Annotated in this window: 21 protein-coding genes; 10 read left to right on the top strand and 11 right to left on the bottom strand. The window is 68.5% G+C overall.

The window, feature by feature from the left end:
• Positions 1–84: 84 nt before the first annotated feature.
• The 5 genes from AC1HFW_RS12805 to AC1HFW_RS12785 all read left to right on the top strand — a co-directional run bounded on the left by AC1HFW_RS12805 (position 85) and on the right by AC1HFW_RS12785 (position 4265).
• Positions 85–852 (top strand): IclR family transcriptional regulator, encoded by a 768-nt coding sequence (locus AC1HFW_RS12805; protein ID WP_006395988.1) that lies wholly within the window; start codon positions 85–87, stop codon positions 850–852.
• A gap of 94 nt (positions 853–946) precedes the next feature.
• Positions 947–1651 carry a dipeptidase PepE gene (gene pepE / locus AC1HFW_RS12800; protein ID WP_061074171.1) on the top strand — a complete coding sequence of 235 codons (705 nt, stop codon included), beginning with the start codon at positions 947–949 and terminating at the stop codon, positions 1649–1651.
• Entirely contained in the window at positions 1648–2577 is a 930-nt protein-coding gene (locus AC1HFW_RS12795; protein ID WP_006395986.1) for a DUF1177 domain-containing protein, read from the top strand. The genes pepE and AC1HFW_RS12795 overlap by 4 nt, the downstream gene beginning before the upstream one ends.
• A complete protein-coding gene (locus tag AC1HFW_RS12790; RefSeq protein WP_006395985.1) occupies positions 2574–3263 on the top strand; it encodes an AroM family protein in 690 nt (229 codons plus the stop codon). Before AC1HFW_RS12795 ends, AC1HFW_RS12790 begins: the two co-directional genes overlap by 4 nt.
• A gap of 12 nt (positions 3264–3275) precedes the next feature.
• Complete coding sequence (locus AC1HFW_RS12785; protein WP_054430035.1) at positions 3276–4265, top strand: Bug family tripartite tricarboxylate transporter substrate binding protein; 990 nt, start codon at positions 3276–3278, stop codon at positions 4263–4265.
• 99 nt (positions 4266–4364) lie between these two features.
• Here the strand turns inward: AC1HFW_RS12785 and coaBC are convergent, their stop codons facing one another.
• The 4 genes from coaBC to AC1HFW_RS12765 form a co-directional block, all read right to left on the bottom strand.
• The gene (gene coaBC, locus AC1HFW_RS12780; protein WP_006395983.1) at positions 4365–5561 is read right to left on the bottom strand and encodes a bifunctional phosphopantothenoylcysteine decarboxylase/phosphopantothenate--cysteine ligase CoaBC; all 1197 of its coding nucleotides are present in this window, start codon (positions 5559–5561) and stop codon (positions 4365–4367) included.
• 157 nt (positions 5562–5718) lie between these two features.
• Positions 5719–6243 carry a signal peptidase II gene (gene lspA, locus AC1HFW_RS12775; protein WP_061074174.1) on the bottom strand — a complete coding sequence of 175 codons (525 nt, stop codon included), beginning with the start codon at positions 6241–6243 and terminating at the stop codon, positions 5719–5721.
• A gap of 2 nt (positions 6244–6245) precedes the next feature.
• On the bottom strand, positions 6246–9107 hold the full coding sequence (ileS, locus tag AC1HFW_RS12770; RefSeq protein ID WP_479283694.1) for an isoleucine--tRNA ligase: 2862 nt from the start codon (positions 9105–9107) through the stop codon (positions 6246–6248).
• Complete coding sequence (locus tag AC1HFW_RS12765) at positions 9097–10062, bottom strand: bifunctional riboflavin kinase/FAD synthetase (RefSeq protein WP_006395980.1); 966 nt, start codon at positions 10060–10062, stop codon at positions 9097–9099. Before AC1HFW_RS12765 ends, ileS begins: the two co-directional genes overlap by 11 nt.
• 63 nt (positions 10063–10125) lie before the next feature.
• On the opposite strand from AC1HFW_RS12765, the gene purN reads away from it, so the two are divergent.
• Both purN and AC1HFW_RS12755 read left to right on the top strand, forming a co-directional pair.
• A complete protein-coding gene (gene purN, locus AC1HFW_RS12760) occupies positions 10126–10791 on the top strand; it encodes a phosphoribosylglycinamide formyltransferase (RefSeq protein ID WP_035360580.1) in 666 nt (221 codons plus the stop codon).
• A 1013-nt stretch (positions 10792–11804) separates the two neighbouring features.
• Positions 11805–13199 (top strand): RsmB/NOP family class I SAM-dependent RNA methyltransferase, encoded by a 1395-nt coding sequence (locus AC1HFW_RS12755; protein WP_479286499.1) that lies wholly within the window; start codon positions 11805–11807, stop codon positions 13197–13199.
• A gap of 22 nt (positions 13200–13221) precedes the next feature.
• Here the strand turns inward: AC1HFW_RS12755 and AC1HFW_RS12750 are convergent, their stop codons facing one another.
• Complete coding sequence (locus AC1HFW_RS12750) at positions 13222–13617, bottom strand: hypothetical protein (RefSeq protein ID WP_006395976.1); 396 nt, start codon at positions 13615–13617, stop codon at positions 13222–13224.
• 322 nt (positions 13618–13939) lie between these two features.
• On the opposite strand from AC1HFW_RS12750, the gene AC1HFW_RS12745 reads away from it, so the two are divergent.
• From AC1HFW_RS12745 to AC1HFW_RS12735, 3 genes are read left to right on the top strand one after another with little or no spacing between them, the layout of a single operon-like run.
• Positions 13940–15148, top strand: coding sequence for a DesA family fatty acid desaturase (locus AC1HFW_RS12745; protein WP_006395975.1), 1209 nt, complete (start codon positions 13940–13942; stop codon positions 15146–15148).
• On the top strand, positions 15145–17436 hold the full coding sequence (locus AC1HFW_RS12740; protein ID WP_479283692.1) for a UvrD-helicase domain-containing protein: 2292 nt from the start codon (positions 15145–15147) through the stop codon (positions 17434–17436). The genes AC1HFW_RS12745 and AC1HFW_RS12740 overlap by 4 nt, the downstream gene beginning before the upstream one ends.
• A gap of 5 nt (positions 17437–17441) precedes the next feature.
• On the top strand, positions 17442–17747 hold the full coding sequence (locus tag AC1HFW_RS12735; RefSeq protein ID WP_006384334.1) for a chorismate mutase: 306 nt from the start codon (positions 17442–17444) through the stop codon (positions 17745–17747).
• A gap of 117 nt (positions 17748–17864) precedes the next feature.
• On the opposite strand, the gene AC1HFW_RS12730 is transcribed toward AC1HFW_RS12735, so the two are convergent.
• The 6 genes from AC1HFW_RS12730 to prmB all read right to left on the bottom strand — a co-directional run bounded on the left by AC1HFW_RS12730 (position 17865) and on the right by prmB (position 26561).
• Positions 17865–19091 carry a cytochrome-c peroxidase gene (locus AC1HFW_RS12730; protein WP_479283690.1) on the bottom strand — a complete coding sequence of 409 codons (1227 nt, stop codon included), beginning with the start codon at positions 19089–19091 and terminating at the stop codon, positions 17865–17867.
• Positions 19092–19266: 175 nt separating this feature from the next.
• Positions 19267–21837, bottom strand: a complete 2571-nt coding sequence (locus tag AC1HFW_RS12725) for a TonB-dependent receptor plug domain-containing protein (protein WP_479286498.1) — start codon at positions 21835–21837, stop codon at positions 19267–19269.
• Positions 21838–22190: 353 nt separating this feature from the next.
• Positions 22191–23123: a FecR family protein gene (locus AC1HFW_RS12720; protein ID WP_479283689.1), complete on the bottom strand. Its 933-nt coding sequence runs from the start codon at positions 23121–23123 to the stop codon at positions 22191–22193.
• Positions 23120–23608: an RNA polymerase sigma factor gene (locus tag AC1HFW_RS12715; RefSeq protein ID WP_479283687.1), complete on the bottom strand. Its 489-nt coding sequence runs from the start codon at positions 23606–23608 to the stop codon at positions 23120–23122. Before AC1HFW_RS12715 ends, AC1HFW_RS12720 begins: the two co-directional genes overlap by 4 nt.
• Before the next feature lie 125 nt (positions 23609–23733).
• Positions 23734–25668 (bottom strand): ABC-F family ATP-binding cassette domain-containing protein, encoded by a 1935-nt coding sequence (locus tag AC1HFW_RS12710; protein ID WP_479283684.1) that lies wholly within the window; start codon positions 25666–25668, stop codon positions 23734–23736.
• Positions 25665–26561, bottom strand: coding sequence for a 50S ribosomal protein L3 N(5)-glutamine methyltransferase (gene prmB / locus AC1HFW_RS12705; RefSeq protein WP_479283682.1), 897 nt, complete (start codon positions 26559–26561; stop codon positions 25665–25667). The genes AC1HFW_RS12710 and prmB overlap by 4 nt, the downstream gene beginning before the upstream one ends.
• Positions 26562–26566: the final 5 nt, after the last annotated feature.

The following is a 26566-nucleotide window of genomic DNA, read 5'->3' as shown; positions in this document are numbered from 1 at the left end:
TTGAGCACGTATTGACCGTTCGTCCGGGCCTGCATTATTCTTGTTCCCTATTAAGGAACAGTAGTTCCGTTTTATGGAACATCAATGAGTATTCTCGACGGCGTCCAACGCGTGCTTGCGCTTTATGCGGAAGGCGCGGCGGAGCTCAGCTTTACCGACGTGGCACAGCGCTTGTCCATGCCCAAGAGCACGGCATCGCGCCTGCTCAACCAGATGCAGCACTACGGCATGCTGGACCAGGACGCGGCCTCGCGCCGCTACCGTCCCGGCCAGCTGCTGTCGCAGGCGGTGCGCGCCGGCCTGGCCGCGACGCCGCTGGATGACGCCTGCCGCAAGGTGCTGGCCCGCCTGTCGGCGGACAGCGGCCTGACCGCCTACCTGTCCACCCTGAACCAGCGCGAAACCGTGGTGCTGCAGCGCCTGAACGGTTCGCACCCGGTGCAGGTGCTGTCCCCGCCCGGCTCGCGTCGCGCCGCCTCGGGCACGGCCATGGGGCGGGCGCTGCTGTCGCGCCTGAGCCAGGCCGAGTTCGACGCGCTCTACGGCGCCGATCCCGCGCAGTCGTTGCCGATGGAAGGCAAGGATTGCCCGGCCACCGTCGGCGAGCTGGCGCAGCGCGTGGCGCAGACCCGCGCCGACCATTACGGCGTCGCCATCGACCAGGCGATGCCCGGCATCGGCGCCGTGGCGGCGGCGGTGCGCGATCCGTCCAGCGGCGAATTGCGCGGCCTGTGCCTGTCCTTCGTTTCGTTCCAGGTCGACGCCGCCCGCGTCGCCGCGTTGCGCGACGCCTTGACGCAGCAGGTCGCCGAACTGGGGCGCGAACTGAACGATCCCTACTGGTTGGACTGACGCGCCGGCCCCTCTCCTGATTCCTTCACCGACTTCCACTATCCGGCCGCGCCCGCGCGGCGCTCCGACTCAACGAATCCACGGAACCTTGCACATGAACCTTCTGCTCCTCAGCAATTCCAGCAGCGACGCCGGCTACCTGGTGCACGCCTTGCCCGACATCCGCGAACTGATCGCCACGCTGCCGGCCGGCGCGCCGGCGGTGTTCGTGCCGTACGCCGGCGTCACCCGCAACTGGGATGACTACACCGCGGTGGTGGTGACGGCGCTGGCCGACACCGGCCTGGACATCCAGCCGCTGCACCGCGCCGCCGATCCGGTGGCCGCGCTGGAAAAGGCCGCCGTCATCATCGTCGGCGGCGGCAACACCTTCAACCTGCTCGGCCAGCTGCGCCGCCAGGGCCTGCTGAGCGTGGTGGCGCGCCGCGTGCGCGAAGGCGCCGCCTACCTGGGCTGGAGCGCCGGCTCCAACCTGGCGTGCCCCAGCATCTGCACCACCAACGACATGCCGATCACCGATCCCGAAGGCTTCGATGCGCTCGGCCTGCTGTCCTTCCAGATCAATCCGCACTACACCAACGCCCATCCTCCCGGCCACCGCGGCGAGACCCGCGCGCAGCGCCTGGCCGAGTTCTGCACGCTGAACCCGACCATGCCGGTGCTGGGCCTGCCCGAGGGCGCCGCGCTGCGCGTGCGCGGCGCCGCCATCAGCCTGGTCGGCCCGCACGATGCGCCGCTGTTCCTGGGCAGCAACGAGCCGCGCGTGTTCCAGCCCGGCGCCGTGGAGATCCCGGCATGAAACAGGTCATCGATACCATCGAGCTGCTGTCCTCGGCCCACGTCACGGGCGAGGCGGTGGCGCAGGTCCTGCGCGAGGCAGGCCATTGCGAAGTCGAGGTCACGCGGCTCGAGCGCGACGGCCTGTCCACCGACTTTCTCTCCATCGTCATTCCCGGTTCCGACGCGAACGCGCCGCAGCTGGGCATCGTCGGCCGCCTGGGCGGCATCGGCGCGCGTCCGGCCGTCACCGGCCTGGTGTCGGACAGCGATGGCGCCGTGGTCGCCGTGGCCACCGCGCTCAAGCTGATGGCCATGGCGCGCCAGGGCGACGTGCTGCCCGGCACCGTGCGCATCCGCACCCACATCTGCCCGCGCGCCGGCACCCGTCCGCACCACCCGGTGCCGATGATGCGCTCGCCGTTCCCGATGCGCGAGATGATGTCGCACGAAGTCGATCCGCGCATGGACGCGATCCTGTCGGTCGACACCACCCGCGGCAACCGCCTGGTGAACCAGCGCGGCGTGGCGCTCACGCCCGTGGCCAAGCAGGGTTACCTGCTGCGCATTCCCGAAACCATGCTGGACGTGATGGGCTGGGTCAGCGGCCAGCTGCCCTTGACGCTGCCCTTGACCACGCAGGACATCACGCCCTACGAGAACGGCCTGTGGCACGTCAATTCGTTGATGCAGCCGGCCATCGTCACCGACGCGCCGGTGGTGGGCGTGGCGCTGACCGCGCAGACCGCCGTGCCGGGCTGCGCCACCGGCGTGACCAACGCGGTCGACGCCGACGTCGCCATGCGCTTCTGCATCGAGATCGCCAAGCTGTTCGGGCAAGGCGCCATGACCTTCTTCGACGATGCCGAATGGCGCGCGCTGCAGGCCCGCTACGGCTCGATGGCGCACCTGCAGACCACCGGCCAGGAACCCGGGGGCGCGCAATGAGCGCGCCCAAGCCGCGCCGCGTGGCGTTCTTCACCATCGGCCAGTCGCCGCGCAGCGACGTGGTGCCCGAAATGGCTCCCTTGCTGGGCGAGCACGTGCGCATCGACGAATTCGGCGCGCTCGACGGCCTGGACGCCGCGGCGCTGGCCGCGCTGGCGCCGCGCCCGGGCGAATACCGCTTCGCCACGCGCATGCGTGACGGCAGCCAGATCGAACTGGACGCGGCCGCCGCCGAGGCCCGCCTGGCGCAGGTGATGCGCGAGGCCGACGCCGCCGGCTACGACTTGCTGGTGCCGCTGTGCACCGGCACCGCGATCGCGCCAATGCGCACGCTGGTGGTCGAGCCGCAGCAGGTGGTGGACCACCTGGTCGCGGGCCTGTCGCAGCACAGCCGCAAGGTCGGGCTGGTGGTGCCGCTGGAAGCCCAGGTCGACGCCTTCCACATGGCGGTGCCGCTGGAATGCCCGGCAACGGTGGTGCATGCCTCGCCCTACGAAACGGACGCGGCGCGCGCGGCCGCCAATTTCACGCAGGCCGGCCGCGAATTGGCCGACTGCGATTTCATCGTCATGCATTGCATGGGCTATGCCGAACGCATGCGCCAGGCGGTGGCGCAGGCATCGGGCCGCCCGGTACTGCTGTCGAATCGTGTCGTCGCGCAGATGCTTGCGCAAATATTGGAATAAGGGATCCACTTCATGTTCAGCCGTAGTTTGCAACGCGCCGCGGGCGCACTGTTCGTCGTCAGCACCCTGGCGGCCGCGCCGGCCATGGCGGCGGACGCCTGGAAGCCGACCAAGCCGGTGCGCCTGCTGGTCGGTTTCGCGCCCGGCGGCTCCGCCGACACGCTCGCGCGCCTGCTGGCCGAGCCGCTGTCGCAGCGCCTGGGCCAGACGGTCGTGGTCGAGAACCTGGCGGGCGCGGGCGGCAACATCATGGCCTACCGCCTGTCGCAATCGCAGCCCGACGGCTACACCATCGGCATCGCCGCGGCCGGCTCCATGGCCATCACCCACGTGCTCAACGCCAAGGGCACCAGCTACAAGCCGACCGACTTCACGCCCATCACGCTGGCCGCGGTGCAGCCCAACGTGGTCATCGTCAACAAGGACGTGCCGGCCAACAACCTGGCCGAGCTGAAGGACTACTTCCAGAAGACGCCGACCGCCACGTACGGCACCGCCGGCGTGGGCATCTCCAACCACCTGATCGCCGAGACCATGCTGTACAAGCTCGGCGTGAAGGTGCCGCACGCGGCCTACCGCGGCGCGGCGCCCGTCATCACCGACCTGCTGGGCGGCCACATCGCGATGACGATGGACAACATCTCCACCGCCGCGCCGCTAGCGTTGCAGGGCAAGGTCAAGGCCATCGGCGTGGCCTCGCTCAAGCGCTCGCCGCAATTGCCCAACGTGCCCACGCTCGACGAGCAGGGCCTGAAGGGCTTCGACATGCCGACCTGGCAGGGCGTGTTCGCGCCCGCGGGCCTGCCGGCGGACGTGCTGGCCGCCTACTACGCGGCGCTGCAGGACGTGCTCAAGCAGCCGTCGGTGATCGAGAAGATGGCCGGCCTGGGTTCGGAGCCGGTCAGCGGCATGACGCCCGAGAAGTTCGGCCAGTTCCTGGAGAACGATCGCAAGCAATGGGCCGACATCGTGCGCGCGGCCAACATCAGCCTGGAACAATAAGGCCGCTGCGTCCGCCCGCGCGGGTACGCGGCGGGCGCCGCAAGCAAAAACGCCAGACTCGTGTCTGGCGTTTTTTTTCGGCCTGGCGGCGGACCCGGTTCAGCCAGGCAGCCGCGCCGCGATCTCGGCGATCAGGCGGCGCGCGGCGTCCAGCTTGTCGGCCGCCGGCAGCGGGTGCGCGCCTTGCGCATCGAACAGCACCAGCTCGGTGGTGTCGGCGTCCATGACCTTGTGCGCCAGGTTGCCCACCAGCAGCGGGATGCCCTTGCGCTGGCGCTTGGCTTCGGCGTGCTCGGCCAGTTTCTCGGTCTCGGCCGCGAAGCCCACGCACCACGGCCCGTCCTGCAGCTTGGCCACTTCGGCCAGGATGTCGGGATTGGGCTCGAATTCCATCTGCGGCGCGCCGCCGCCCTCGCTGGTCTTTTTGAGCTTCTGGTTGCTGACGTTCTTGACGCGCCAGTCGGCCACCGCCGCCACGGCGATGAAGATATCGGCGTCGGCCGCGCTGGCCATCACCGCGTCATGCATCTGGCGCGCGGTCATCACCGACAGGGCGGTTACGCCGCGCGGCACGGGCAGGGCGGTGGCGCCGGTGATCAGCGTGACGCGGGCGCCAGCCTCGCGCGCGGCCCGCGCCAGGGCGTAGCCGGTCTTGCCCGACGAACGGTTGCTTAGCACGCGCACAGGGTCGACCGGCTCGGACGTGGGGCCGGCAGTCAGCAGCACGTGGCGGCCGGCCAGCAGCTTGGGCTGGAAGAAGGCGATCAGGTCGGTCAGGATTTCATGGGCTTCGAGCATGCGGCCGTCGCCGGTCTCGCCACAGGCCTGTTCGCCGGCCGACGGGCCCAGGATGCTGATGCCGTCGGCGCGCAGCTGCGCCACGTTGCGCTGGGTGGCCGGGTTGGCCCACATCTCGCGGTTCATGGCGGGCGCCACCAGCAGCGGGCAGGCGCGCGCCACGCACAGCGTCGACAGCAGGTCGTCGGCCATGCCGTGCGCCAGCTTGGCCATGAAGTCGGTGCTGGCCGGCGCGATCAGCACGGCGTCGGCGCCGCGCGTCAGGTCGATGTGCGCCATGTTGTTGGGCACCCGCGGGTCCCAGGCATCGACGAACACCGGGCGGCCGGACAGGGCCTGCATGGTCACCGGCGTGATGAAGTGCGTGGCCGCTTCGGTCATCACCACGTCGACGACGGCGCCTTGTTCGGTCATGCGCCGCACCAGCTCGGCGATTTTGTAGCAGGCGATGCCGCCGGTCAGGCCGAGGACGATGCGTTTGCGGGCGAGGTCTAGCATGGGCGTCGGACGGCGTTTGGATGCCGTCGAATCAGGGAACGGACAGTGATTTTATTCCGCATTGCCGCATCGCGCCGTTCGCCATGTGTGCAGGGGGCCTCAAATAGGCAAAAACCCGGCCAGGGGCCGGGTTTTGAAAGGGGGGGCGGGCGAGGGCTCAGGCGCGCGGTTTGCGGGCCCGTAGCAGTTCGTCCAGCACCAGCAGCACGGCGCCGCAACTGATCCCCACGTCCGCCAGGTTGAAGGCCGGGAAATACCAGTCGCGCCAGTAGAACAGCAGGAAGTCCACCACGTGGCCATACACCACCCGGTCGATCACGTTGCCGATGGCGCCGCCCAGGATCAGCGTCAGCGCCAGGCAGAAGCGCGGCTGGCCGCGGGTGCGGCGCAGGATCACGGTGATGACCACCGCGGCCACGATGCCCAGGCCGGTGAACAGCCAGCGCTGCCAGCCTTCCTCGGACGCCAGGAAGCTGAACGCCGCGCCGCGGTTGTACAGCAGCGTGAAGTCGAAGAACGGCAGCAGGTTCAGGCGCTCGCCGTACTGGTACGAGGTGTTGAAGTACACCTTGGTCAGCTGGTCCAGGACGATGATCGCCAGGGCCAGCGCCAGCCAGCGGCCCACCCGTGCGGGCGGGGCGCTGGCGGGAGCCGCGGCGGCGGTGCCGTGGGGGCCCGCCATGCTCAGGCCTTGTCGCGGGCTTCGCCCGAGCCGAACAGGTTGGACACGCAGCGGCCGCAGATCTCGGGGTGATCCGGATCCTGGCCCACGTCCAGGCGCCAGTGCCAGCAGCGCTCGCACTTCTTGTGCCTGGACGGCGTCACGTCGATGCGGGTCTCGCCTTCGCCGGCGTGCACCGTGGCGCGCGAGACGATCAGCACGAAGCGCAGGTCGTCGCCCAGGCTGGCCAGCAGTTGCTGGTCTTCGCCGCTGGCGTACAGGTCGACCTCGGCCTGCAGCGACGAACCGATGTCGCCGGCCGTGCGCACTTCTTCCAGCTTGCGCTGGACTTCGGCGCGGATGGCGCGCAGGCGCGTCCACTTGGCCGACAGGGCCTCGGCGTCCGCGAACGGCGGCAGCGCGTGGTAGACCTCGGTGAAGATGGTGACGCGGGCGGCGTCGGCCTGGTGTTTCAGGGCCGAGCCGACCAGTTCCTTCCAGGCCTCTTCGGCCGTGAACGACAGGATCGGCGCCATCAGCTTGAGCAGCGTCTGGGTGATGTCCAGCAGCGCGGTCTGGGCCGAGCGGCGGGCGACGCTGTCCACCTTCGAGGTGTACAGGCGGTCCTTCAGGATATCCAGGTAGAACGCGCCCAGGTCTTCCGAGCAGAACGTCTGCAGGCGCGACACCGCCGGGTGGAAGTCGTAGCGCTCGTAGTGGCCCTGCACCTCGGCCTGCATCTGCGCCGTCATGGCCAGCGCGTAGCGGTCGATCTCGAACAGGTCACCGTAGGGCACGGCCTGCGACACGGCGTCGAAGTCGGCCAGGTTGGCCAGCAGGAAGCGCAGCGTGTTGCGGATGCGGCGGTAGCCCTCGACCACGCGCTTGAGGATCTCGTCGGAGATCGACAGCTCGCCCGAGTAGTCGGTGGACGCGACCCACAGGCGCAGGATCTCGGCGCCCAGCGAATCGGACACCTTCTGCGGCGCGATCACGTTGCCGACCGACTTGCTCATCTTGCGGCCCTGGCCGTCCACCACGAAGCCGTGCGTCAGCAGGGCCTTGTAGGGCGGCTGGCCGTACAGCATGCAGCCGGTCAGCAGCGACGAGTGGAACCAGCCGCGGTGCTGGTCGGAACCTTCCAGGTAGAGATCGGCGGGCCAGCCCAGTTCGGCGCCGTGCGAGCCGGCGAAATCGCCGTCCTTGCCGCCCAGCACGGTGGCGTGGGTGCTGCCCGAGTCGAACCACACGTCCAGCGTGTCGCGGTTCTTTTCGTATTGGTCGGCTTCGTCGCCCAGCAGTTCGCGCGGGTCCAGCGTCTGCCAGGCTTCGATGCCGCCTTGCTCGACGCGTTGCGCCACCTGTTCCAGCAATTCGGACGTGCGCGGATGCAGCGCGCCGGTTTCCTTGTGCACGAAGAAGGCCATCGGCGTGCCCCACTGGCGCTGGCGCGACAGGGTCCAGTCCGGACGGTTGGCGATCATGGCGTGCAGGCGGGCGCGGCCCCAGGCCGGGTAGAAGGCCGTGGCATCGATGCCGGCCAGCGCCGATTCGCGCAGGGTCGGGCCGCCGTCCTTGGGCTGCACGTCCATGCCGGCGAACCACTGGCTGGTGGCGCGGTAGATGATCGGCGTCTTGTGGCGCCAGCAGTGCATGTAGCTGTGCTTGTGCTTTTCCACGTGCATCAGCGCGCCGGCTTCCTTCAGGGCCTCGACGATCTTGGGGTTGGCGTCCCAGATCGACAGGCCGCCGAACAGCGCCAGGCTGTCGACGTACTTGCCGTCGCCCATGACCGGGCTGATGAAGTCGGTGTCCTTCATGCCGTGCTCTTTGCACGAGATGAAGTCCTCGATACCGTAGGCGGGAGCCGAGTGCACCACGCCGGTGCCGGAGTCGGCCGTGACGTAGTCGCCCAGGTACACCGGCGCCTTGCGGTCGTAGGCTGCCTCGAACTGCGCCAGCGGGTGGCGGAACTCGATGCCCGACAGCGCTGCGCCCGGCGCGGTGGCGATGACTTCGCCTTCCAGGTTCCAGCCCTTCAGGCAGGCTTCGACGCGGTCGCGCGCGATCAGCAGCAGCGGGCCGAACTTGGGCGCGGGCGACACGCGCACCAGCGCGTATTCGATTTCGGGGTGCAGGTTCAGCGCCTGGTTGGACGGGATGGTCCAGGGCGTGGTGGTCCAGATGACGATGGCGCCGTCGTCGACCTTGTCCAGGCCGAAGGCCTTGGCCAGCTTGTCGTGCTCGGCGAACGGGAAGGCCACGTCCACCGCCGGGTCGACGCGGTCGGCGTACTCGACCTCGGCCTCGGCCAGTGCCGAGCCACAGTCGAAACACCAGTTCACGGGCTTGAGGCCGCGGAACACGTAGCCCTTGTCCAGGATACGGCCCAGCACGCGGATCTCGTCGGCTTCATTGCTGAAGTTCATCGTCATGTAGGGACGATCCCACTCGCCCAGCACGCCCAGGCGCTTGAAGTCCTTGCGCTGGCGGTCGATCTGCTCGAGCGCGTAGGCGCGTGCCTTGGACTGCACTTCGGCCACGGGCAGGTGCTTGCCGTACTTCTTCTCGATCTGGATCTCGATCGGCATGCCGTGGCAATCCCAGCCCGGCACGTAGTGCGCGTCATAGCCGGCCATGTTGCGGCTCTTGACGATGATGTCCTTCAGGATCTTGTTGACCGCGTGGCCGATGTGGATGTCACCGTTGGCATAGGGCGGGCCGTCGTGCAGCACGAAGCGCGGACGGCTGCGGCTGGCGGCGCGGATCGCCTGGTAGACGTGGTTTTCCTCCCACTGCGCAATCCAGGCGGGCTCGCGCTTGGCGAGGTCGCCCCGCATGGGGAAGGGGGTATCGGGCAGGTTGAGGGTCTTTTTATAGTCCATGAACGGCAAAATAGGCGCGCGCGTTTCGCGCGTCTTCGGCGATGGCGGCAGTCAGGGAAGGGAGGTCAGGAAATTTTTCTTCGTCCCGCAGCTTTTGCAGGAACTCGACACGCACGAGTTTACCGTATGCGTTGACGGTCTCGTCGAGCAGGTGCGCCTCGAGCAGCACGCGGCCGCGGTCCTCTACGGTCGGGCGCACGCCCAGGCTGGCCACTGCCGGCAGGGCGCGCTCGGCCAGGCCGTAGACCTGCACCACGTAAATGCCGGAACGGGCCGCGCAACGCTCGGCCACCCGCAGGTTCATGGTCGGAAAGCCCAGGGTGCGGCCCAGCTTCTGGCCGTGGATCACGTGGCCGCTGATATGGAAGGGGTGTCCCAGCAGGTGGCGGGCCCGGTCCAGGTCGCCCACCGCCAGGGCGGTGCGCACCTCCGAGCTGGAAATGCGGTGGCCGTGGCGGTCGGTGACGTCGGCCAGGGTCTGCACCTCGAAGCCATGGCGCAGGCCGGCTTCGCGCAGCAGGTCGATGTCGCCGCTGCGCTTGTGACCGAAGCGGAAGTCCTCGCCCACCAGCAGCCATTTGGTGTCCAGGCCGTGGACCAGCAGGTTCTCGATGAAGGCGTTGGCCGACATTTCGGCCAGCCGGGCGTTGAATCGCTCGACCACCACCTGCGAAACGCCGTAGCGCGCCAGCGCCGCCAGCTTGTCGCGCAGTCCGGATATGCGGGTCGGCGCCAGCTCGGGACGCTGGTTCAGCGTGGCGAAGTACTCGCGCGGGTGTGGTTCGAAGGTCATCACGGCCGGCGTCAGGCCGCGGTCGCGCGCGACCTGGCAGACCCGCGCCAGCATGGCCTGGTGTCCTCGGTGGACGCCGTCGAAATTGCCGATGGTCAGCGCGCTGGGAGCGCGCTGGGCGGGCGGCGGAAGGGATCGGTAGATGCGCAGCGGTGGTTTCACGAGCGAGAGTTTACAATTTTGGATTACGGGATTGTTCGTCATCCCCAATTTGGATCGCTCATCTTGCCGGAAACATCTACTACAACGCGCCGCATCGTCATCCTGATCTCGGGACGGGGCAGCAACATGCAGGCGCTGGTCGAGGCCTGTCGCCAACAGGGTTGGCCGGCCAGCATCGCCGCCGTGATCGCCAGCCGGCCGGACGCCGCCGGCCTGGAATGGGCCGCCGCCCAGGGCATTGCCACCGCGGCGCTGTACCACAAGGACTATGCCAGCCGCGAGGCCTTCGACGCCGCGCTGGCCGCTGAAATCGACCTGCACGCGCCGGATTACGTCATCCTGGCCGGCTTCATGCGGGTGCTGACCCCCGGCTTCGTCAACCGCTTCAGCGGCCGCCTGGTCAACATCCATCCTTCGCTGCTGCCCGCGTTCCCCGGGCTGCACACCCACGCCCAGGCGCTGGCAACCGGCGTGCGGGTGCATGGCTGCACCGTGCATTTCGTGACGCCGGTGCTGGATCACGGGCCCATCATCGCCCAGGGCTGCGTGCCGGTCCTGGCCGGCGATACCCCCGAAATGCTGGCCGAGCGCGTGCTGGAAGTCGAACACCAGGCTTTTCCGACCGCCGTGCGCTGGCTGGCCGAAGGCCGGGTTACCCTGACGAATGACCACCGGGTGGACGTGCAGGGCGATCCTGACCGCCTGTTCACCTGGTCCGCGGCGGCTTGAGCGCCGCCGTTGCGCACCGCGGGCCGCCCGACGGCCCCTGAATCGCTTTTATCGGGCGGCGTCTGGCCGCCCCACTGGAATACACCATGAGCAAACCCCAATCTCCGCGTTCCCGTCCGGCAGCCGAAGGCCGCGACGGCCGGTCCTTCTTCTCGCGTCCCAAGGGCGAGGCCCGCAGCGCGCAGGAACGCCCGCCCCGCGGCGAGCGCGCCGCCGGTGACCGCGAAGGCCGTGACAGCCGTCCGGACGAGCGCCGCGACAGCCGCCCGAACCCGCGCCCGTCCTATGACGCGCCGCGCGGCGAAGGTCGCGGCGAACGCGCTGCCTTCGGCGACCGTCGCGAAGGCTCGGGCCGCCCGACGCCGCGTCCCTCCTACGAGGGCGGCCGCGGCGAAGGCCGTGGCGGTGAGCGCGGTTCCTACAACTCGGATCGCCGCGAAGGCCACGGCCGCCCGGATTCGCGCCCGTCCTACGGCGCCCCGCGTGGTGAAGGCCGTGGCGGCGAACGCGGTTCCTACAACTCGGATCGCCGCGAAGGCCAGGGCCGCCCGGATTCGCGTCCGTCCTACGGCGCCCCGCGCGGCGAAGGTCGCGGTAGCGAACGCGGTTCCTACAACTCGGATCGCCGTGAAGGCCAGGGCCGCCCGGATTCGCGTCCGTCCTACGGCGCCCCGCGCGGCGAAGGCCGTGGCGGCGAACGCGCTTCCTTCGGTTCTGAGCGCCGCGAAGGTTACGGCCGTCCGGATTCGCGCCCGTCCTATGACTCTTCGCGTGGCGAAGGCCGTGGCGGCGAACGTGGCTCTTTTGGTTCGGAGCGTCGCGAAGGTTACGGCCGCTCCGACTCGCGTCCTTCCTACGGCGCCCCGCGCGGCGAAGGCCGTGATGGCGAACGCGGTTCCCACGGGTCCGAGCGCCGCGAAGGCCATGGCCAGCGCGACGCCGCCCCGCAAAAGCCGCAATTCAACCGTCCGCGCCTGTCGTACGCCGCCAGCCGCATCGACCAGGTGCAGCGCGTGCTGGGCGAGATCCTGCAATGGACCTACCCGGCCGATGCCGCCTTGTCGCACTGGCTGCGTGGCCACCCCGGCCTGGGCGCGCGCGACCGTTCCGAGGTCGCCGAAGCCGTCTACGACGTGCTGCGCCACCTGCGCCGCTACCGCCAGTTCGGCGAAAGCGGCGTCGGGCCGGCCTCGCGCCGCCTGGCCATCCTCGGCCTGGCCGCCACCCTGGGCACGGAAGCGCTGCAGGAAGGCCTGGACGCCGCCGAGGCCGAATGGCTCCAGCGCGTGCTGCAGATCGACCTGGCGACGCTGCCCCGCGCCGTGCGCGGCAGCATCCCCGACTGGCTCGACGAGCGCCTGGGCGCCATGGAAAGCCCTGAAACCCTGATCGAGGCGCTCAACCGCCAGGCCAGCCTGGACCTGCGCGTCAACCCGCTCAAGGTCGAGCGCGACGCCATGCTGACCGAACTGCAGCAGAGCGCCGGCCGCTACGAACCCGTGGCCATGCCGTACTCGCCCTGGGGCATCCGCATGGAAGGCCGCCCGGCCATCAACCGCTGGCCGCAGTTCGAGAACGGCAGCATCGAGGTGCAGGACGAGGGCAGCCAGCTGCTGGCCCTGCTGGTGGCCCCGCGCCGCGGCGAAATGATCATCGACTTCTGCGCCGGCGCCGGTGGCAAGACCCTGTTGCTGGGCGCGCTGATGCGTTCGACCGGCCGCCTCTACGCCTTCGACGTCTCCGCCGCCCGCCTGGCGCGCGCCAAGCCGCGCTTTGCCCGCAGCGGATTGTCGAACGTGGTGCCGGTGGTGATCGACAGCGAGAACGACGCCCGCGTCAAGCGCCTGGCCGGCAAGGCCCAGCGCGTGCTGGTCGACGCGCCTTGCAGCGGTATCGGCACCCTGCGCCGCAACCCCGACCTGAAGTGGCGCCAGCACCCCGAGTCGCTGGCCGAACTGGGCCAGCTGCAGGAACGCATCCTCAACAGCGCCGCGCGCTGCGTGGCGCCCGGCGGCCGATTGGTGTACGCCACCTGCAGCCTGCTGGCCGAGGAAAACGAGGTGCAGGCCGACCGCTTCCTGGCGAGCCATCCGGATTTCGAACGCGTGGACGCGGCCGAGATCCTGGCGGCCCGCTGCGACACCCTGAAGCTGGATGGGCCCTACGTCCAGCTGCGCCCGGACGTGCATGGCACCGACGGCTTCTTCGCCGCCGTGTTCGAACGTCGCAAGAAGGCGGCCACCGCGGCGGAAGGCGAAGCCGAGGCGATGGCCGATGCCGAAGCGCCGCTGGAAGAGGGTGTCGATACCGCCGAAGCGCCTGCCGCCCAGGAGACCCTGGAGCCGGTGACCGCCGAAGCGTCGGCCGAAGCGGCCGGCGAGGCGGATCAGGACAAGCCCGCTTCCTGAGCGCGGCTGTCGCCGCGCCGGCTCAGGGAGCCGGCGCGATGCCCAGCGTCGCGCTGTAGCGGCGCGTTCCGATGGTCTTATTCTGGTATTTCACTTCCCAGGCCAGCGAATCCGATCCGGGTTGGTTGGCCTGGTAGACCAGTTGCGCCACCGGCACTGTCTTATATGCGCAACGTCCCGAGTCGCTGGACTGGCCGCGCGTCTGGACGATGCTGGCGCTCCCCAGGCGCGGCTGCAGCGTGATGGTGACGCGGGGCGCGCGCAGCGCCAGGCAGTCCGAGCCGCGGATCTCGTAATAGGACGCCAGCACGGTAATGTCCCCGGTTTTCAGCGACTGGGCATGCGTGGGCGCCGCGGCGGCCAGGCCGGTGGCGGCCAAGAGGGCAATAAAATGGGGACGGATTTTTTCGCGGAACATCGTGAGGCGGAAGAGGCGGTGATGGCGGACCGAAGTGTGCGCCAGACGCGTGGCGCCCGCAAGACAGCGCCCCAGCCTGACAGGAACTTTAATCGCCGAAGGTAGCCAAAACGGAGTGCCCGGCGTGGGCGCTTCCCGGCCCGGGACGCGCCGTCATCGCCGCCACGGGTCGCCGACTCGGTCGCGCGCCTGCCGTCGTGTGGTCAAAAGTAGGGCTTAGTCCTTGATTTCCCTCAAAAACTATTTTGAAACTCCATTGTCATAACGCGGCAAAGGTAAGCTAAACTTCAGGCACTCTTCAAGCGAGGCTCATTACAGCTTTATGGATTACATCCTCTCCTTCATTGCCGGCGGTCTGACCCAAGCGACTTGGTGGCAGGTCGTCGTTTTCACCCTGGTCGTGACGCACATCACGATCGTGTCCGTTACCGTCTTCCTGCACCGCAGCCAGGCGCACCGGGGCCTGGATCTGCATCCGGCCGTGATGCACTTCTTCCGCTTCTGGCTCTGGATGACGACCGGCATGGTCACCAAGGAATGGGTTGCGATCCACCGCAAGCACCACGCCAAGTGCGAAAAGGAAGGCGATCCCCATTCGCCCATCCTGTTCGGCATCTGGAAGGTGTTGTTCCGCGGCGCCGAGCTCTATCGCGAAGAATCCAACAACAAGGAAACCATGGCCAAGTTCGGCCACGGCACGCCTGACGACTGGCTCGAACGCAACGTCTACAGCAAGCACAGCCTGTGGGGCGTGCTGACCATGCTCGCCATCGACATCGCCCTGTTCGGCGCGATCGGCGTCACGGTGTGGGCGGTGCAGATGGCCTGGATCCCCTTCTGGGCGGCTGGCGTCGTCAACGGTATCGGCCACTACTGGGGCTACCGCAACTACAACAGCCCGGACACCAGCACCAACGTGTTCCCCTGGGGCATCGTGATCGGCGGCGAAGAGCTGCACAACAACCATCACGCCCACGGCACGTCGGCCAAGTTCTCGGCCAAGTGGTACGAATTCGACATCGGCTGGTGCTACATCAACATCCTGAAGTTCCTGGGCCTGGCCAAGATCAAGAAGGTCGCGCCCAAGCTCAAGCTGGATGATTCCAAGACCGGCATCGACCTGCGCACGCTGCAAGGCGTGATCACGCACCGCTACGAAGTCATGGCCCGCTATGCGGACGTGATCAAGAGCGCCGCCCGCGAAGAGCTGGCCAAGCTGAAGGCCTCGCGCCAGGATGGCAACGCCGACTGCGGCTGGAACAAGCTGCACAAGGTGCGCCGCGCCATCCACCGCAACGAGGACATTCTCCAGCCGGAACAGCTCGAAGCCGTGGACAAGGCCATTGCCCAGAACCAGTCGCTGTCGACCCTGGTGCAGATGCGCCGCGAGCTCGGCCGTATCTGGGAAAGCTCCAGCGCCAGCAGCGAACAGCTCCTCCATGACCTGCAGGCCTGGTGCCAGCGCGCCCAGCAAAGCGGCATCGCCGGGCTCGAGCAATTCGCTCAACGTCTGCGCCGCTACGCGGCATGATGCTCGAGAAGCTCAATCCTGAACAACGCGCCGCAGTAACGTTAGAACCGCAGCACGCCCTGGTCCTGGCCGGGGCGGGCAGCGGCAAGACCCGGGTGCTCACCACCCGCATGGCCTGGCTGATTCAAACCGGCCAGGCTTCGCCTTTTGGGCTGCTGGCAGTCACGTTCACCAACAAGGCCGCCCGCGAAATGCTGGCGCGCATGTCGGCCATCCTGCCGATCGATACGCGCGGCCTCTGGATCGGCACCTTTCACGGCCTGTGCAACCGCATGCTGCGCGCGCATCATCGCGACGCCGGCCTGCCGCAGACCTTCCAGATCCTCGACGTCACCGACCAGCTCGCCGCCATCAAGCGGCTGATGAAGGCCAATGGCGTCGACGACGAGAAGTACCCGCCGCGCGACGTGCAGCGCTTCATCAACGGCGCCAAGGAAGAGGGCCTGCGCCCCGCCGACGTCGAAGCCTATGACGCGCACCGCCGCCGCCTGATCGAGATCTACCAGCTCTACGAAGCCCAGTGCCAGCGCGAAGGCGTGGTCGACTTCGCCGAACTGCTGCTGCGCGCCTACGAACTGCTGTCGCGCAACGCGCCGGTGCGCGAGCACTACCAGCGCCGCTTCCGCCACATCCTGGTCGACGAGTTCCAGGACACCAACACGCTGCAGTACAAGTGGCTGCGGCTGCTGGCCGGCGGCGGCGCGGCGATCTTCGCCGTGGGCGACGACGACCAGTCCATCTACGCGTTCCGCGGCGCCAACGTCGGCAACATGTCCGACTTCGAGCGCGACTACGCGCACGGCACCGTGATCCGCCTGGAGCAGAACTACCGCTCGTACGGCCACATCCTGGATTCCGCCAACGCGCTCATCGGCCACAATAGCGGCCGCCTGGGCAAGAACCTCTGGACCGACCAGGGCGAAGGCGAACCGGTGCGTGTCATCGAGCAGCCCTCGGACGGCATGGAAGCGCAGTGGATCGTCGACGAGATCCGCTCGCTGATCCACGAAGGCAGCCTGCGCCGCGAGATCGCCGTGCTCTATCGCAGCAACGCGCAGTCGCGCGTGATCGAGCACGCCATCTTCTCGGCCGGCATCCCGTACAAGGTCTATGGCGGCCTGCGCTTCTTCGAGCGCCAGGAAATCAAGCACGCGCTGGCCTACCTGCGCCTGATGTCCAATCCGCACGACGACACCTCGTGGATGCGGGTGGTGAACTTCCCGACTCGCGGCATCGGCGCGCGCACGCTGGAACAGCTGGCCGACGCGGCCCGCGCGCATGATTCCAGCCTGTACGCGGCCGTGGCGCTGGTGGCGGGCAAGGGCGGGTCCAACCTGGCCCAGTTCGCCCAGCTGATCCATCGCATGATCGAGGAAACGCGCGACCTGCCGCTGCCCGAAGTGGTCGAGCACATGCTCGAGGCCAGCGGCCTGAACGCGCACTACAAGGCCGAGCGCGAAGGCGCCGAGCGCCTCGAAAACCTGAACGAACTGATCACCGCCGCGGCGGTGTTCGCGTCCGAGGAAAACTACGACGGCATGCCCGCCGGCGTGGTGCCCGACCAGGGCACCTCCAGCACGCTGATGCCCGGCGTGGTCGACGCGCCGCCGGTGGTGTCCGACGGCCTGACGCCGCTGGCGGCCTTCCTGTCGCATGCCGCGCTCGAGGCCGGCGACAACCAGGCGCAGCAGGGCCAGGACGCCGTGCAGCTCATGACCGTGCACGCGGCCAAGGGCCTGGAGTTCGACGCCGTCTTCATCACCGGCCTCGAGGAAGGCCTGTTCCCGCACGAGAACAGCATCCTGGAGCAGTCCGGCCTGGAAGAAGAGCGCCGCCTCATGTACGTGGCGATCACCCGCGCGCGCCAGCGCCTGTACATCAGCTTGGCGCAAAGCCGCATGCTGCATGGCCAGACGCGCTACGCCATGCGCTCGCGCTTCCTCGATGAAATTCCCGAGCAGCACCTGAAGTGGCTGTCGCCCAAGGCCGGCCTGGCGCCCGCCCTGAGCGCCGGCGGCGGCTGGAACGGCAACCGCGGCGATGCGTTCGGCCGCAAGCCAACCAACACCATTGCGCCGCGTCAACCGCGCGGCACGGTCTCCGGCGTCACGGTGGGCGACAAGCAGTATCGTGTGGGACAGGGCGTGCACCACGCGCGTTTCGGCGACGGCACCATCGTCAGCCTGAGCGGCGCGGGGCAGGACGCCCAGGCGGAAATCCATTTCCGCGATGTCGGCGCCAAGACGCTGGCGCTGGGCATCGCCAAGCTGGATATCGTTCAAGGTTGAAAGACATGGCCAATCAAGACTCCCCGAAAGCCGAACTGGCATCGCTGCGCGCCGAAGTCGACGAGATCGATCAGCAGATCATCCTGCTGCTCGGCGTGCGCTTCCGCTGCACGGACATGATCGGTGAACTCAAGCAGGCCAACGACATGGACCTGGTGGACCCGGTGCGCGAAGACCAACAGGTCCAGCGCATCCGTCGCCTGGCCGAAGAGGCCGGCGTGCCGCCGGCCCTGGCCGAAACCATCCTGCGCGAGGTGATCGACACCGTGGTCGACCACCATACGCGCCTGCGCGAACGTCCCTACTCGTGATGCGCGCCTGACGGCCGCTGCCCGCCAGGGCATGGCCGTCCGCACAGGGAAAGCTCCATGGCCGCGGCTCTGCCGCGGCCATTCTTTTTCCCAGCGCCGCGTTGTCGGCGGATCGGATTACAAGGTCTTCAGGAACGCCAGCAGGGCGTCGATCTCGGCCGGGCTCAGGTCGAGCGGCCTGATGTGTTCCGACTTGCGCGGCGCATACGGATCCGGCGGATCGGCCGGCGGCGTTTCACGGCCCATGCCGACGTTGTACATCCGCAGCAACCCCCGCAGGTCCGGGAACAGGCCGTTGTGCATCCACGGGCCGGCTTGCGCCACGTTGCGCAGGCTTGGCGTGCGGAACTTGCCCAGGTCGGCGGAATCGCGCGTGGCCTCGTAGCGCCCCAGGTCCTGGTTGCGGCGGCCATAGAACGACAGGCCGATGTTGTGGAACTGGTGGTCGGTGAGCAACGGGCCGTTGTGGCAGTTCATGCAGCGCGCCTGGGTGCGGAACAGGTGCAGGCCCAGCAGTTCGGTGTCGTCCAGCGCATCGGCGCGGCCGGCCAGGAAATCGTCGAAGCGCGTCTTCTCCGGCCGCAGCGAGGCCACGTAGGCGGCCAGCGCGCGCGCCAGGCGGTCGGCGTCGATCGCGGATGTCTCGGTCGATGCCGTAGCTGCCGTAGATGTCGTAGATGGCGTGGATGGCGTAGATGCCGCCACCGGCGCGCCGCCGAACGCCTCGAGGAAGCGCGCCGAATACACGTCGTTCTGCCGCAGCCGCGCCACCGCCCCGGCAGCGTCGTGGTTCATCTCCCGCGGGTCGCGCAGCGGCCCCATCACCTGTTCCTTGAGCGTGGCCGCGCGGCCGTCCCAGAACAGGCTCGGCGCGAACGGCGCGGCATACAGCGGCGTCGAGCGGCGCCGCCCCATCAGCTTGTCCTCGCCCACCGCCAGCGGCAGGCCGTCGGTGAACGCGCGCTGAGGCTGGTGGCAGGAGGCACAGGACACCTGCCCCTTGCGCGACAGGCGGGTATCGAAGAACAGCATCTGCCCCAGCGCCACGACCGCCGGTCGCGCCACGTCGGCGGCCAGCTCGGCCTGGCCGGGGTTGGCGGCGGTCCATTGCAGCGGGGGGCTGGAGACGGACGGGACTGGCGCCCATTCATGCCAGTCGATGCCGGCGTCGATCGTGGGGGCTGGCCAGGCTCGGGATGGTGCGTCGTACAGCGTTCGCAGGCAGGTCGCATCCCAGCCGTTGGCGGTGTGGCAGGCGGGCCGCGCGGAGGGTTCGGCGGCCACCGGCTCGCCGGCGGCGGCGAGCGCGGCGGCGGTCAGTGCCAGCGCGGTGTACAGCAACACGGCCCGGACACTTGTCCGGCGCCGAGCTTTGCCATCGAATGGCATGGATACGTCCCAGGTGATGTGAATTCAGACGTAGGACGTCGCGACGATGGCGATACCTCAGTGCTCGCGCGATGAATAATCTATATGGATTCGCATCCCTTGATTGTCATCGGGTGGGCATGATGGCAATTCAGAACCGATACCCCACCTGCAACCACAGTTCGCGTCCCGATTGGAACGTGCTGCGGTTGGTCTTCAGGTTGGGATTGCTGGCCGTGACCGCGGGCATGCGGTTCAGCAGGTTCAGCACCTCTACCGTGAACTCCAGGTTGCGCGCGAAGGTCGGCTGCCACGCCAGCTTGGTGTCCCAGGTCCAGTACGACGGCAGTTCGCCGGATTCGTAGCGGTCGAGGTATTCCGGCCGCGGGCCGACGCCGACGTAAATAGTGGCGTCGCGCTTGCTGCGCCAGTTCAGCTTGTTGCTCCAGGTCAGGCCCGCGCGCGGGTAGGCGCCGATCAGCGTGAGCGAGGCGACCTGCGGTTGGTAGAAGGTGCTGGGCGGCAAGTCGATGGCGCGGATTTCCGAGCCGTTGTAGATCACGCGGTCATCCGGATCGCGCGCGTCGGCGGTGTAGCCCGTGACCAGGTCGCCGTTGGTCTTGCGCTTCTGCCAGCTCCACGATGCCTGCATGTTCCACCGCGTCGGCCCCAGGCGCCAGGGTTCCAGCGTGCGCAGCGTCAGGCTGACGCCGTCGGTGGTGGAAAAGCCGTCGTTGCCATAGGTGTAGCCCGCGGCCTGCGTGCCGCTCTTGGTCCATTGGTCGCGGCCGTTGCGATGCACGTAGCTGAGCAGGCCTTCGATGCCCGCCATGCGTTGGCGCAGCGACACCGCCCATTCATCGTCGTAGGGCATGCGCAGGCCGCGGTAATCGACAAAATATTCCTTGCCGCCGTCGGTCACGGGCTTGCCCTTGCTGTCGAGCACCTGCCGGCGCAGGCGGCTGCGTTCGGCTTCCAGCGCCGTCTCCAGCACTTCGCTGCCGTAGTAGCGCGACCAGCCCGCGCTCAGCAGCGTATCGCCCGAGCCCAGCACGTCCCACTCCAGGCGGGTGCGCGGCGACACGTTGTTGTTGCCCAGGAAGGTCTCGCGGTCGTAGCGCAGCCCGGCGTCCAGCGCCAGCCGCTGCCATTCGATGCGGTCGGACAGGTACACGCTGGCCATGCTGTATTTCACATCGACCGTGCCGGGCAGGTAATGGACCTTGCTGAAGTCCTGGTAGGTGCCCTTGTTGTTGTAGGCGCGGCGGAACGAATACGAATCCTGGAAGCGCTTGAAGCCCGCGTCGATCTGCTGCAGGTCGGCGCCCGCGTACACGCTGTGGGTGAAGATGCCGGTGCGCACCGGATCGAGGTCGACGCGGCCCTTCAGGGTCCAGGTGTCCTGCCGCGTCTGTTCCTTGCCGAAGCCGCCCGCGGTGTATTGCGGCAGCTTGTAGGGCTGGTAGGTCACCAGTTCGTCGCCGACGGATTGGCGGTCGCTGGTGGCGTGGTCCCAGCCGGCCTGCAGCGTGAAGCGCCCGCCCTGGAACAGGTGGTCGAGGTTGCCGCTCAGGCCGTAGGCGCCGTGGTTGTTGTCCCAATGCGTGTCGCGGAACAGGTAGCTGGACAGCGTCTCGCTGCGGTCGCTGTATTTCAGCGTCAGGTCGGCGGTGGTGTCGGCGCTGGCGCGCACGCTGAACTTGCCCAGGAAGTTGTCGACGCGGTCGCGGTAGGTGTCCTGGCCCTGCTGCGGCTGGCCCTTGTCGTCCACTCCCATGTTCCAGCGCGTGATGTCGGATTCGCGGCGCGACATGGCCAGCACCACGCCCGATTTGTCGTTGAAGGCGAAGTCGCCCACGGCCGAATAGAAGCGCTTTTTCCACTCGGGTGAATAGCCCGGCTGGCCCTGCGCCCAGCTGTTCTCCTCGCCTTCCGACACCTGCTGCTGCGTCATCTTCGAGGTGTTCCAGCGGTAGTCGAACTTCAGGTGGTTCTCTCCCGAGAAGCGGCGCAGCCGCGCGTCCACCACGCCTCCGGTGAAGCGGCCGTACTCGACCGGCACGAAGCTGTCGTACACCCGCACCGCTTCCAGCAGGCTGGTGTCGACGAAGTAGGACTGCGGATTGCTGGGGACGTTGCCGACCTGCAGGTTCAGGTTCTTGCTGGCCGGGTCGACGCGGTTGGTGGCGTCGATGCCGTCGATCTGGAACAGGTTCTGGTAGGGGCTCGAGCCGTGGAAGGAGATGTCCTCGACGTTGAGCGAGCCGCGGTTCTGCGAGCCGCTGGCGCCTGGGTTGGTGCGCACCGCCGGGTGGCTGGCGACCAGGGTGCTCAGGTCGCGGTTGGACGACGGCGTTTCGGCGATTTCCTGCTGGCCATAGATGCGCTCGCCGGCCTGTTCGCCATAGACCCGCACGGGCTCCAGCCGTGAAGTCGAGAACGGATGGGTCTTGTCGACGAAGACGATGTAGCGGCCCGGGCCGTCGGCGCGCAGCGCCAGGCCGGACCCGGCCAGTAGCCGGTCCAGCGCCAGCAGGGCGGAATACTCGCCTTGCAGCGCGGGCGACACCTTGCCCGCCACGGCGGCTGGCGGGAACGAGATCTCCAGGCCCGATTGGCGCCCGAGCGAGAGCAGGGCGTCGCCCAGCGCCTGCGAGGGAATGTCATACGCGATGGTGCGCGCGGGCGGCTGGGCGGCGACGGGAGCGGTAATGGCCAGCATGACGCAAAGGAGGGCGGCCGAGGCGCCGGGCCGGCATTTGCGGTCAAGAGGGAAAGGCATGAAAACGTCCTACGCTGTGTTGTGTTGATGTCAGCCGTAGGACGCCGCGTGGACGCAACTCCCTCATCCCTGAAGTGATGAATAATTTATATTGATTCTTATTTACCGATTGGAAATGCCAGCGGAAGAGGCTATGTGGGGCGCGCGATAGCGCGAGCGTCGAGCGTGAACGCGGGGTATTGCAGGGCAGGTGATCCACCCGCGATGCGGGCCATGCAGGCGCGGCAGCGCGAAGTCGCGATGTCGCGCCATGGGGGGCGGGCCGGATCTGCCAGGCCTGCGAGGGCAGGCGCTCAGCGTAGGATCAGCAGGCCGGGCAGGTCGGTGATGCCCACCTTGGTCTGCGCCAGCAGCAGGTCGAGCGCGCGCTTGGGGTCGGCGATGCTCGCCGTGCCCGACACGCGGGTGCCGCGCGCCAGTTCGCCCAGCACCAGGATGTGCTTGCCGGTGTAGCGCGCCAGCTGCGCGGCGGCATCGGGCAGGGCGGTGTCGTTGAAGGCCAGCAGGCCCTGGCTCCAGGCGGGCGCGGTTTCGCGCGGCGCCGGGTCGCGGATCATGCCGCCGGCCGAGACCGTGATGCGTTGCCCGGGTTCGAGGGTTTGCGTCTGCCCGTCGGCGCAGGCCAGGCATTGCACCGCCACCTGGTGCTGGTAGACGGTGACGCGGGTCGCGTCGGCGTCGCGTGCGACCGAGTAGCGCGTGCCCAGGGCCGTGGCGCTGGCGTCCGCCGTGACGACCGTGAAGGCGGGGCCGTCGGCGCCGCGGGGCGTGGCCTCGAACAGGGCCTGGCCGGACAGCAGGCGCACCTCGCGCTTGCCCGGGCCGAAGTCCGCGGCGATGGCCGAATGCGCGTCCAGGATGGCGCGCGAGCCGTCGGGCAGGGCCACGCGCAGCGGCTGCGTGCCGCTGGCATAGTCGGCGTCCGGCTGGAAGTCGCGCAGGGAATAGGCGGCCATGCCCGCGGCCGTGACGAGCGCCAGGGCCAATGCCGCGCGGCGTTTGCGCGGCGGGCGGATGGCCAGCTTGCCGCGGTCGATCTCGCCCATGCGGCGCCAGATGCGCGCCAGGCGGTCGTAAGCGGCCGCATGGCGGGGATCGGCGCGGTACCAGGCGTCGAATTCCGCCTGCGCCTGCGCGTCCAGCGGCTGGCCGCTGTGCCGGATGACCCAGCGCGAGGCCTGTTCGTCGGCGGCCGTGGCGTTGCCGTGGGCGGCGGCCTTGTTCACGCGGTCAGGGCCTGGTCGCAGGCCAGCAGGATGCGCATCATGTGCTTTTCGACCGCGCTGACCGAGATGGCGAAACGTTCGGCGATGGCGCGGTAGGTCAGGCCTTCGTGGCGATGCAGGACGAATACGTCGAGGCTGCGGCGCGGCTGGCGCAGCAGGGCCGCTTCGAGCCGGCGCAGCAGTTGGTTGGCCGAGGCGACTTCGAGCGTGTCGGCTTCGAAGGCCGGCGGCTGCGCGGCGGCGTAATCGGCCACCGCGACCATTTCACGGCCGCGCCGCCGATGCCAGTCGGTGGCGATGTTGGCGGCCACCCGGAAGACATAGGCGCGGTCGTTGTCCGGAAGGGTTCTGTCCTTGAACTCGGCCAGCTTGATCCACGTGTCCTGGGCGCAATCCTGGGCCACGTCGCGCGAGCCGGTGCGCATGGCCAGGAAGCCCAGCACTTCGCGGTAGTGCCGGATAAATACATCGGTAAGCGAAGACATGTCGCTGACGGCGGGCGCCAGATAGAGTCAGATTCACTTCATATTATAAATGATAATTATTATTGTTATTGCATGTTTCCCTGGGAGGGGGGAGGGGCGGACGGCGCGCGCCGCCCGCTTGTCGATCAGGCTTCGCCCTGTTCGATTTCTTCCAGCGAGCCCTGCAGTTCGAGCCACTGTTCTTCCAGCGTTTCCAGGCGCTTGCCGTGTTCGCCGTGTTCGGCCATGACCTTCTGGCGTTCGGCGCGGCGCGCATCGGAATACAGGTCCGGGTCGGCGATGACGCCGTCCAGCGCCTGCAGCTTGACGCGCAGCTTCTCCATCTCGGTCTCGACCTTGGACAGCTTGGCTTCCAGCGGCTTGCGCAGCGCCGACAGGCGTTGGCGCTGTTCGGCCTCGGCGCGGCGTTGCGCCTTGCGGTCGACCACGGCCTCGCCGTTCTCGGCGTTTTCGCGCGCCGCTTCGGCGCGTTCGCCGGCGTTGCGGGCGGCCAGCCAGTCGCGGTAGTCCTCCAGGTCGCCGTCGAATTCGCGCACGGCGCCGTCGGCCACGATCCAGAAGCTGTCCACGGTGGTGCGCAGCAGGTGGCGATCGTGCGACACCAGCAGCATGCTGCCGCCGAATTCGGCCAGCGCGGCGGCCAGGGCCTCGCGCGTCTCGACGTCCAGGTGGTTGCTGGGTTCGTCCAGCAGCAGCAGGTTGGGCTTTTGCCAGACGATCAGCGACAGGGCCAGGCGGGCCTTTTCGCCGCCCGACATCGGGCCGACCTTGCTGTTGACCGTATCGCCCGAGAAGCCGAAGCCGCCCAGGTAATTGCGCAGCTCCTGCTCGCGCGTTTCCGGCGACAGCCGCGCCAGGTGCGCCAGCGGCGTGCTGTCCACGTCCAGCATGTCGAGCTGGTGCTGGTGGAAGTAGCCGATCGCCAGCCCGCGCGAGGCGCGGCGTTCGCCGGCCTGCACCGGCAGTTCCTCGGCCAGCGTCTTGATCAGCGTGCTCTTGCCGGCGCCGTTGGCGCCCAGCACGCCGACGCGGCTGCCGGCGCGCACCATCAGCGTCACGTCGCGCAGGATCGGCACGTCGTTGCCGGCCGCGTCGGTGTAGCCGGCCGACAGGTGTTCCAGCGTCAGCAGCGGGTCCGGCACCTGCTCGGGCGAGGGGATGCGGATGTCGATGCCGGCCTCGGCCTGCAGCGGCGCCAGCACCTGCATGCGCGCCAGGGCCTTGACCCGGCTCTGGGCCTGCTTGGCCTTGGAGGCCTTGGCCTTGAAGCGGTCGATGAAGCCCTGCAGGCGCGCCGTTTCGCGGGTCTGGCGTTCGTAGGCGATATTGGTCTGGCGCAGGCGCTCGGCGCGCTGCGTCAGGAAGTCGCCGTAGCCGCCGCGGTAGCGCACCAGCTTGGCGTGATCGAAATGCAGGATGGACTTGGCCACCGCGTCCAGGAACTCGGTGTCGTGGGAGATCAGCATGACGGTGCCGGGATAGGCGGCCAGCCATTTCTCCAGCCACAGCATGGCGTCCAGGTCCAGGTGGTTGGTGGGCTCGTCCAGCAGCAGCAGTTCGGACGGCGCCATCAGCGCGCGCGCCAGCGCCAGGCGCATGCGCCAGCCGCCGGAGAAACTCGCCACCGGCTGCGTCCATTCGGCCGGCTTGAAGCCCAGGCCGGCCAGTAGCTGCTCGGCGCGCGAGGCCGCGCTCCAGGCGCCGGCCTCGACCAAGGCCGCTTCGACCTCGGCGATCTGCGTGCCCTGGTCGTCGGTCAGCTCGGCGCGGCGCGCCTGCAGCGCGCGCAGCGGCGTGTCGCCGTCGATGACGAATTCACGCGCGGGGCGGTCGTCGGCATGCAGTTCCTGTTCGACGCTGGCGATGCGCCAGCCGGCCGGCAGCGCCAGGTTGCCGGCGTCCAGGTCCAGCGCGCCGGTCAGCAGCGCGAACAGCGACGATTTGCCGGCGCCGTTCTTGCCGACGATGCCGACGCGCTCGCCCGGGTGCACCACGAATTCGGCGTCGTCCAGCAGCACCTTGGTGCCACGACGCAGGGTCAATCCAGAGGCGCGGATCACGTCGTCAACTGCTCGCGAGTCAGCAACAGCAGCTGGTCGGAGGCTTCTTCCGTATCCAGCCACACCGGCGACAGTTCAGGGAAGGCGGCGTCGAAGAAATCGCGCTCGTGGCCGATCTCCAGCACCAGCACGCCGTTCTCCGACAGGTAGCGCGGGGCCGCCTGCAGGATGCGGCGCACCAGGTCCATGCCGTCGGCGCCGCCGGCCAGGGCCAGGTGCGGCTCGTGGCGGTATTCCTGCGGCAGCACGTCCATCGAACCGCTGTTGACGTAGGGCGGGTTGCAGACGATCACGTCGTACTGGCGTTCGGGCAGGCTGTCGAACAGATCGCTTTGGTGCAGCGCCAGCCGGTCGCCCAGGCCGTAGTCGTCGACGTTGCGGCGGGCGACCTCGAGCGCGTCGGGCGACACGTCGACGGCGTCCACCTGGGCATAGGGGAAGGCCAGGGCCGACAGGATCGCCAGGCAGCCCGAGCCGGTGCACATGTCCAGCACGCTGTCGACGGCCTGCGCGTCCTGTACCCAGGGCGACAGGCCTTCGTCCAGCAGCTCCGCGATGGGCGAGCGCGGCACGATGACGCGCGCGTCCACGTAGAAGCGATGCCCGCGCAGCCAGGCCTCATTGGTGAGATAGGCGGCCGGCACACGCTCGGTGACGCGGCGGTCGATCAGTTCGAGCACGCGGTTGCGTTCCTCGCTGAGCACGCGGGCGTCCAGGAAGGGCTCCAGCGTGTCCAGCGGCAGGTGCAGCGCGTGCAGGACCAGATAGACCGTCTCGTCCCAGGCGTTGTCGCTGCCGTGTCCCAGCGCCACCTGGGCGGCATTCAGGCGCGATACGCCATAGCGGATCAGGTCGCGCAGGGTCAGCAGTTCTTGGCGGGCGGATTGATACATGGGAG

It is taken from the genome of Achromobacter sp. ISS7 (genome assembly GCF_056523125.1).
This window is presented reverse-complemented; position numbering and strand designations above follow the sequence as displayed.